This is a genomic window from Staphylococcus sp. AtDRG32 (genome assembly GCF_004365845.1).
Classification (GTDB): Bacteria; Bacillota; Bacilli; order Staphylococcales; family Staphylococcaceae; genus Staphylococcus; species Staphylococcus hominis.
Genome location: NZ_SODE01000005.1, coordinates 106,298 through 115,695, shown reverse-complemented (window position 1 = coordinate 115,695; position 9,398 = coordinate 106,298). Strand labels below are relative to the sequence as shown.

3 protein-coding genes and 2 pseudogenes are annotated in these 9,398 nt (G+C 28.6%); 2 read left to right on the top strand and 3 right to left on the bottom strand.

The genetic code is table 11. The features are described 5' to 3' along the window. Together sdrF and BDW25_RS08415 are read left to right on the top strand one after the other, a co-directional pair. Nucleotides 1-1,458: pseudogene (sdrF, locus tag BDW25_RS11080) on the top strand (MSCRAMM family adhesin SdrF); the annotation flags it as partial. Between the two features lie 104 nt (nt 1,459-1,562). Further along, entirely contained in the window at nt 1,563-3,185 is a 1,623-nt protein-coding gene (locus tag BDW25_RS08415; protein ID WP_133945399.1) for a poly(glycerol-phosphate) alpha-glucosyltransferase, read from the top strand. 502 nt (nt 3,186-3,687) lie between these two features. On the opposite strand, the pseudogene BDW25_RS11135 reads toward BDW25_RS08415, so the two are convergent. The 3 genes and pseudogenes from BDW25_RS11135 to BDW25_RS08400 all read right to left on the bottom strand — a co-directional run bounded on the left by BDW25_RS11135 (nt 3,688) and on the right by BDW25_RS08400 (nt 9,272). Continuing rightward, a pseudogene (locus BDW25_RS11135) lies at nt 3,688-5,331 on the bottom strand (IS1182 family transposase). 365 nt (nt 5,332-5,696) lie between these two features. Further along, nucleotides 5,697-7,196: a glycosyltransferase family 4 protein gene (locus tag BDW25_RS08405; RefSeq protein ID WP_002488034.1), complete on the bottom strand. Its 1,500-nt coding sequence runs from the start codon at nt 7,194-7,196 to the stop codon at nt 5,697-5,699. A gap of 18 nt (nt 7,197-7,214) precedes the next feature. Next, nucleotides 7,215-9,272, bottom strand: coding sequence for a Mur ligase family protein (locus BDW25_RS08400; protein WP_002488047.1), 2,058 nt, complete (start codon nt 9,270-9,272; stop codon nt 7,215-7,217). Nucleotides 9,273-9,398 lie beyond the last annotated feature (126 nt).

Here is a 9,398-nt window from a genome sequence, read left to right as displayed (position 1 = left end):
AGCGATAGCGACAGCGATTCAGACTCAGACAGCGATAGCGATTCAGACTCAGATAGCGACAGCGACTCAGACTCTGACTCAGATAGCGACAGCGACTCAGACTCTGACTCAGATAGCGACAGCGATTCAGACTCTGACAGCGATAGCGACTCAGACTCAGACAGCGATAGCGATTCAGATTCTGACTCAGATAGCGACTCAGATTCAGATTCAGACAGCGATAGCGATTCAGATTCAGACTCAGATAGCGACAGCGATTCAGACTCAGACAGCGATAGCGACAGCGATTCAGACTCAGACAGCGATAGCGATTCAGACTCAGATAGCGACAGCGACTCAGACTCTGACTCAGATAGCGACAGCGATTCAGACTCTGACAGCGATAGCGATTCAGATTCAGACTCAGATAGCGATAGCGACAGCGATTCAGATTCAGATAGCGACTCAGACTCTGATTCAGATAGCGACAGCGATTCAGACTCAGATAGCGACAGCGACTCAGACTCTGACTCAGATAGCGACAGCGATTCAGACTCTGACTCAGACAGCGACTCAGATTCAGATTCAGACTCTGACAGCGATAGCGATTCAGATTCTGACTCAGATAGCGACTCAGATTCAGATTCTGACAGCGACAGCGACTCAGACTCTGACAGCGATAGCGACTCTGACTCAGACAGCGATAGCGATTCAGACTCTGACTCAGACAGCGACTCAGATTCAGACTCAGATAGCGACAGCGATTCAGACTCAGACAGCGATAGCGACTCAGATTCAGACTCAGATAGTGACAGCGACTCAGACTCTGACTCAGATAGCGACTCAGACTCTGACTCAGATAGCGACAGCGATTCAGACTCAGACTCAGATAGCGATAGCGACTCAGACTCTGATTCAGATAGCGACAGCGATTCAGATTCAGATAGCGACTCAGACTCTGATTCAGATAGCGACAGCGATTCAGACTCTGACTCAGACAGCGACTCAGACTCTGACAGCGATAGCGACTCTGACTCAGACAGCGATAGCGATTCAGATTCTGACAGCGACAGCGACTCAGATTCAGACTCAGACAGCGACTCAGATTCAGACTCAGATAGCGACAGCGACTCAGACTCAGATAGCGACTCAGATTCTGATTCAGATAGCGACAGCGATTCAGACTCTGACTCAGACTCTGACTCAGATAGCGATTCAGATTCTGACTCAGATAGCGATAGCGATTCAGACTCAGATAGTGACAGCGACTCAGACTCTGACAGCGATAGCGACTCAGATTCTGACTCAGATTCAGATAGCGACAGCGATTCAGACTCAGATAGCGACTCAGATTCAGATAAAAAATTACCAGATACTGGTGAAAATAATTCTAATGGTGTTTTATTTGGATCAATGTTTGCTGGTTTAGGTGCTTTACTATTAGGCAAACGTCGTAAAAGAGAAAACAAAGAAAAATAATTATGCTATTTTAATTAGTTAAAAGTTAAAAGCTAGGTCTAAATGGCCTGGCTTTTAATTTTCTATTAATAAATAAAATAAGTTTTGTAATAGGAGATAAATAAATGGATATTGAAAGTAGAGTAGATAAATTAATTAGTTATATAGAAAATACTACTGAAATTAAAAATAAAATTTTTCTTAGTTTAGGAAATTCTAATATCAAAGCTACTGTCAAATTATTAAAAAAACCAAATTATCTTAAAAGAAATGTTATAAATGAGATACAGAAATTTAGAAAAAAAACTGGAAAATATCCAATTTGGATAAAGTTAGATATTGTTATAAAAAGTGAAAAAATATTATTTGAAAAAGTGAGTAATGAAATAATTAAAACAAGAAGAAATTATGTAGATTTTGGTGTAGCTTTTGATGATTATTGGGATTTATCATTTTTACCAGAGGAAATCAATGCCAATGCATTTGTCAAACCAATAGAAAATAATGGGAAAAAGAAACTGATTTTGTCAGAAAAAAATATTAATAATTATTTAAGAAAATATACAAATCATAAGAAAAGTTTTAATTATGATTTCTATGAAAATAAAGAAGTTATTAAATTTTATACCAAAGGCTTTATATTAGAGGAAAATGATGTTTTCGAACTATATAGTGAAGGATACAAAAAAGGCTTAAGAAAAACACAGGATCTATATAAAGAAATAGATAAATTGATAAAAAGCGGCACACATTTTTTAAAAAATATGATTTTAGATAATGGAAGATATATTTATGGTTATTTTCCTCATTTTGATAATGAGATAAACTTTTATAATATATTGAGACATTCTTCTTCTACATATGCATTAGTTGAAGGATTAGCATATATTGGAGAAAATTTATCACCAGTAGAGCGGGCAATAGATTATATAATAGAAAATAATTTTTATGAAAAGGATAATATAGGATATATATTTGATGATACTGAAGAACTTAATGAAATTAAACTAGGACAAAATGCGGCATTTATATTCACAATTTGTGAATATTTAAAATATAGAAAAAATGATTATTATCTTAATATTGCTCAAAAAACTGCTCGTGGTATCTTATCTATGATTAACAAATCCACTTATGAAACAACTCATATTTTAAACTATCCAGATTTAACCGTGAAAGAAAAATTTAGAATTATTTATTATGATGGTGAAGCAGCATTAGCTTTGTTACGATTATATCAGCAAGATAATGATGAAGTTTGGTTAAATGTTGTTAAAAAATTGTTAGATCATTTTATAAAAAAGGAGTATTGGCAATATCATGATCATTGGCTAGGTTATTGTACAAATGAATTAGTACAAATCGCTCCTAAAGAAGAATACTTTGAGTTTGGTATTAAGAATGTTAATAATTACTTAGATTATATTGAGCAACGTGAAACAACATTCCCAACATTTTTAGAAATGTTAATGGCAACATATAAATTAATCCAAAAAGCTAAGGAAACAGGTTTTGATTATGTAGTGAATAATTTAGTAGATGAACAAAGACTAGTTGATGTGATTCATACAAGAGCTGATTATCAACGTACTGGTTTCTTTTATCCCGAAGTAGCAATGTATTTTAAAAAGCCTAGTCGAGTTCTTGGTAGCTTCTTTATCAAACATCATGGGTATCGAGTAAGAATAGATGACATTGAACACTATGTCTCTGGATACGTACAATTTCGAAAAATTTTTAAAAAATAAATATATTTCTATATTTAGTAGAATTTGTATGGAACGTTAATCAGTGAATTATTTAAAAATTTTTTCTTGTATTGTATATCAAAAATACTTTTTAACTCTTTATAAGTAGATGAAAAAAATACATCTTGTGATAATTATTAGTACAAGATGTATTTTTAAATAATAATTCGAATTTTTGAGTATTGTTTTAAAATTATTATTTAAAATAATTGGTTATCATATATAATATATTAGAAAAGAATTGTTTAAAATTCTAGAATCTTATAAATCAAATTAATAACTATGGCTTATTTCTATTTTTTCATTTATTTAAAGATTTTTAATTTTTAGATGTTTAGTTTTATAGCGCTAAGTAAAATTACATAAATTTTTGATGAACATTTTTTAATTTTATTATTTTATAATTTCTAAATTTTATATTTATTTCTCTTAGTGATAAATCGTTTTATTTAATTAATGTATTTTTTAAGTATATTTTAGTTTTTAAAAAAATAGAATTACATTAAAGGATCCTGGGCATAAAGTTTCTGGTTAAGTGATAAAAGACAATTTCTATTGAAATAATATAGAAATTGTCTTTTTTATAATTTTTTTGATTATTTTCAGCTCGTTGAGCTGCTACTTTTCTTATATTAAGTGCCATTAATACAAATCCTAGTTCTCTTTTGGCTTTATTTATCCCTCAAACGGACATTCGAGTGAAACCCAAAATAGCCTTCATAAATCCAAAAACAGGCTCCACGTCAATTTTTCTTTGACTATAGATGGTTTTTGTTTTTGGTTCTGAAAGCTTTTTATTAATTTGGGCTTTAAAATATTCCCAATTATAATTTTTCATTATTTTTTTATTTGTTTTTGAATTGAATTTCATGCACTGGTGTTTCAAAGGACATTCTGAACAATCATCACATTCATATAATTTAAAGTCCCGTTTAAAACCATATTTATCATGACGATAGGCATATCTTTTAAAACCTAATCGTTTATTGTTTGGACAAATGTATTCATCGTTAATTTCGTCATAATCCCAATTTTGAGTATTAAAGATGTCACTTTTATATTTTTTAGTTTTATCTTTTATAAACATACCATAAGTTATAAGCGGTGTTCGATTAAAATCATCTATAATTGGGTTCTCTATCATAACCTGCGTCAGATACAATATATTTAGGTAAATGACCGTAGGTCTCTTGAATTGAATTTAAAAATGGTATCATTGTTCTTGTATCAGTCGGATTTTGATACACATTATAAGATAAAACGAATTGAGAATTTGTCGCTATTTGTAAATTATAACCTGGCTTGAGTTGTCCATTTTTCATATGATCTTCTTTCATTCTCATAAAGGTGGCATCATGATCTGTTTTAGAATAACTATTTCTATCCTTTAAAATAGATTTTTGGACTTCGTATTTATACTTTCGCTCAGAGTAATCATTAATTTGCTTTTTGTATTTTTTAATTTTAGTTCTTTTGAGCCGTATTTGTTTTCTTATTTCAGTCCATTTTTCATTATCGATATGTTGGTTTAAATCTTCGATTTCTTTATCCAAATGACTACCAATCAAATCTATTTCTTCTTTTGTTAAGTTATTATCATGATCTTTTTTAATCTCAGGTATGATTTTATTTGTTACCAATTCATGATAGAGTGCTTTAAAATCTTCATTTATCCTTGACTCATGGTTTTGAATACTCTTTTTCCATACAAATGTATATCGATTGGCATTCACCTCAACTTTCGTACCATTAATAAAAATGCCCTGATCATCTATAAGATGTTGTTTCAAACACTGACTATGAAATTGAATAAATAATGATTCTAATAAAGCATCTACTTTTGGATTGACTCTAAATCGATTAATCGTTTTATAAGAAGGCTTTTGATTTTGTGATAGTCACATCATTGGGATGCTATCATTAAGTAATTTTTCTATCTTACGTCCTTAAAACACAGATTGTGTGTAGGCATATAGAATGACTTTTAACATCATTTTTGGATAGTATGATGTTGCGCCACGATGATGTCTGAATTCATCGAATTCAGTCTTAGGAATTGTTTCTACAATATCATTGACATGTCGTGAAATATTATTTGTGGGGCCATTGGTAGAGTAAGTTGAGTTATATTATAATCTTTATACATAAGGCAAAGGCACCTCGTTAATTTAGTTTATTAGTGTTTATTAAATTATACGAAAGGGCCTTTTTTTAAAAAAGTATTTTGGCGAGACTCTTAAGGGAATAGGACAAGCTGAAGACTACAGGCTGAAGCTGTCTCCTAAGAAAGCGAGCCAACAATACGAAGTATTGTAAATAAAGAAGCCAGTAAATGAATTTATAAAAAATCATTTACTGGCTATTTTGCTAGGAATTATGTCCTAGCCTCTTCTTTTAGTTATTTAATTGTTTATTTAACCATATTAACTTCATGGAATAACTCAGTCAATTAATTTATATATATAATGACTAATCTAAAAGAAGTATTAGTTTAACTATTTATAGTTGTAATTAACCTAAAATAGATTTTAAAAAAAGTTGCCATTTATCAATAACTTTATTTTCATTAAAATTGTTAGCATGTTTTTTACAAGCCTTAGAAAATTCATTTCTCAAATTAACGTTATATAGTAGTTCTTTTACACAATGATATAATTTTTCTTTATCATTTTTACTAATTAAGAAACCATTTTCTTTATTTATAATTAGATCTGAAGGGCCATACTTTGAATCATAGCCAATAGGAGGAATACCTTTAGCTATTGTTTCTAATAGACCTAGATTGAATCCTTCCATTTTACTAGTTATTAAAGACAAATATGCAGTTTCTATTTCTTGATCTAAATCCTGAATAAAGCCACGTAAAAAAACATTATTTTCTAAATTTAAATTCTTAATTAAAGTTTCATATTTTTTCTGTTCATTACCAAAACCATATAGATGTAATTGAATACTAGGAAAATCTTTTACTAGTTTAGAGATAAGTTCAATTTGATGTTCTAATTGTTTTTCTGGAGAATATCGAGCTATAGAAATAATTTTATTTGAATCTGTTAAATTTTTGTTTTCATTATTAAAAGAACTATTTTCAGTATAACCTACTGGAATAGTATAAACAGGAATAACATTATTTATTCTAATAGATACATCGATTTTTTGTTGTTGAGTTGACACTATTATTCCAGAATATCTTGTTAAATTATTAAATAAAGGTTTATACGTGTTTTTAATTTCTGAATCATAAACGTTGTTAATGTTTTTAACATGAGTACTATGCAATATTGCTACAACTGGTATTTTAATGTTACATTTATTAAAAATAGGAGAGGTTTTAATGTTTTTATCACTTAAAAATAAGTCTCCAGATTCGTATAATGTTTCTATCGCAAATGATAATAATGAATTATTATCTTCAAAAAATTTAATTCCATCAGATGCATAATATATTATAGATTGTACTTTAGGAATTTTATCTTCTGGATTATAATATTTTTCAAATTTAACATTCTTACTAGGTGAATAATATTGTTCCATAACAACTTTCTGATTAGTTGTTAGAACTTTAGTACAACTTAAAAAACCTCTAGTATCATATAAATCTCTACGAATTTTACGTTGTTTTATATCAAAATAATTAATATAATCTAAAATATTATAATTTGAATCTACGAAATGAACGTACATTTTATACAATCCATTTTTATAAATTTTGATATCATTGGTATCTACAACGTATTTAAGAGTATAGTTACAATCATTTTCCCAATAGTTTATCCAATTAAAATATTTTTCTTTAACATTTAAACTGTCTTGAAGTACATCGTATAAACTAAAAACATCATTTTGATTGATTTTTAATAGTTGAGCGTGTAAATAAAGCCTTGGTGACCATGAAACAAATATCAATTTATTTGAAATTGAATTTTTTTTAAATAGATTTAATCTATTAATCATTGCTTTTTCTATACCAGTTAATTTACGACCTAAATTATTTCCTACTGAATATATCACTATTGGTCTCCTTTATTCTTAATATTTAGAGTGAAAAAGTGTCTCAATCGTTTTAACTGAAGGATAAGAAGTAAATATAATCGATTGTTTATCTCCTTTTATTATGCCACTTTTATATTTTCTTCCTATAATAATTTTGTTAGAGAATTTAAATAAATTGTCTTTATATGATTTAAGAATTGAATATAAATCATTAACTGTAAAACTTTGACGTTCTTTTATTGTGTGTCTACCAGTTAAATTGATAGCAACAGAATTAGATAAATCTAGTTTTTTTATTATAGAGTTTATATATTCATCTCTATGTAGCCCATTTTTGAATAAATACTTAGATAATTCATAAGTTGGAGAATACATAGGTGAATTCAACATATCTTTCATCAAATTATAAGTGCTTGTTTCTTTTCCCTCATAATATATATTATTATTAGTTGCCCAATTCCCTATAGTAACTGTTTCATTTTTTATATTATCATCTATACCTTTTAAGTAATTAAAAATTGGGCCTAAACCTTCAATAGTAGAAGAATTCTCAGAATTATATTGTTCAATAATTTTATAGTCATTATTATTAACAATAATATAACTACGACCATTTATAGATTGGCCATCAAACAATGAGCTGTTAGAGTTATCTTTTTGATAAGTAAGTAAGTTATTGGATAAATCTTTAGCAAGCTTAGGGAACTCAGTTCCTCCTGCAGAAGATTTTAATAATGTTATTGAATCATTATTACATAGATATAATAAATCTTGTTCCATCAAAAATCTATTAGAATACCAAGTTATATGTTTGTTTTTAACTCTAGTTACTACTCCTTTTAGATCGTCATCCATACATAAAATATAATCAGCATTACTATTTTCAAGTACATTAACAAGCTGTAAATGTAATTTTCTAGAATGTTTACCTAAATCACTAATTTTTCCAATTGCAATAATTTTATTCCCTTTAAAAAACTTGGTTTGAGTGTCAAAAGCTTTTATTGCATTTATCATAGCTGGTAATGAAGCATTATGTGTGTCATCAATTAAGTTAACACGAAACTTTGAAGTTTTTATTTCTTTTAAATTTAAAACTTTTTCAAATGGTTTAAATGTAATTAAGTTATCTAAAGCTTTTTGTAAAGGTATATTCAATTGAGTTAAAGCAGCAAAACTAGCTAGAGAATTTTCAACCATTCCATTACTTATTGAATTAATTCGATAAGTATATTCATTTCCCTCAAATTCGACAGTTATATCAGTGAATCCTTTATTATATTCAATAGATTTTGGATATATAGTTGCATTTGAATCTGAAGTGCTATATGTTATAACATTTTTAGTGTTTTCTTTAGCACGATTAATTAAAATATCAGAATGTAAAGTATCTTTGTTTATTATTGCAATACCATTAGAATCTAATCCATCAAAAATACTTGCTTTAACTTCTACTATATTTAAAATATCTTTAAAAGTAGACATATGAGCAGCGCCTATACCTGTAACAATAGCAATATTCGGTTTGATTAAATAAGAAGAGTTTCCTACAGCATTTAATGCATTTAATGAGACTTCTAAAACAGCAAAATTTGGTTGTCTAATTAATTTACATAGTAATAAATATACTGCTGAACGAATATTATTATTATATCTATTCTGTAATGGCATATAATCTTTTAAACCAGCGCTAATAAGCATTCTTGTAGAACTTTTACCCATTGATCCAGTGATTGCTATTACTGGATTTTTATATTGTATTCTCATTTTTTCAGCTAAGTTACTTAAGGTTTGTGCAGAATCTTTTACAACAAGTTGTGGAATTTTATAAGACATATTAGAAACGTAATGCTCGGTTATTATTAGTCCAAGATCTTCTTTATCTTTCCTAATATATTCATTTCCTTCTTTAGCATTTGGCGATCTTCCAAAACGGCGCCAAGTTTTTTTGTTTGGAGAGATATATGCTGTGTTTTTATTATGTATAAAAGGAAACCAGTTTTCAAAGTTATTTATTATATTATTTTCTTTATTCTTTGCATCATATAATTCCCCCCCTAATATATCGTGTAATTCTTTAATTGTAAGTGGCATATGCTATTTACTCCTTTATTTATTAATATTTTGCATTCAATTGTAATTTACATATATATTATAGCACAACATAATATTAAAGAGCTTGATATATTTAACGCAATGTAAAAAACAAGTTACAATCTT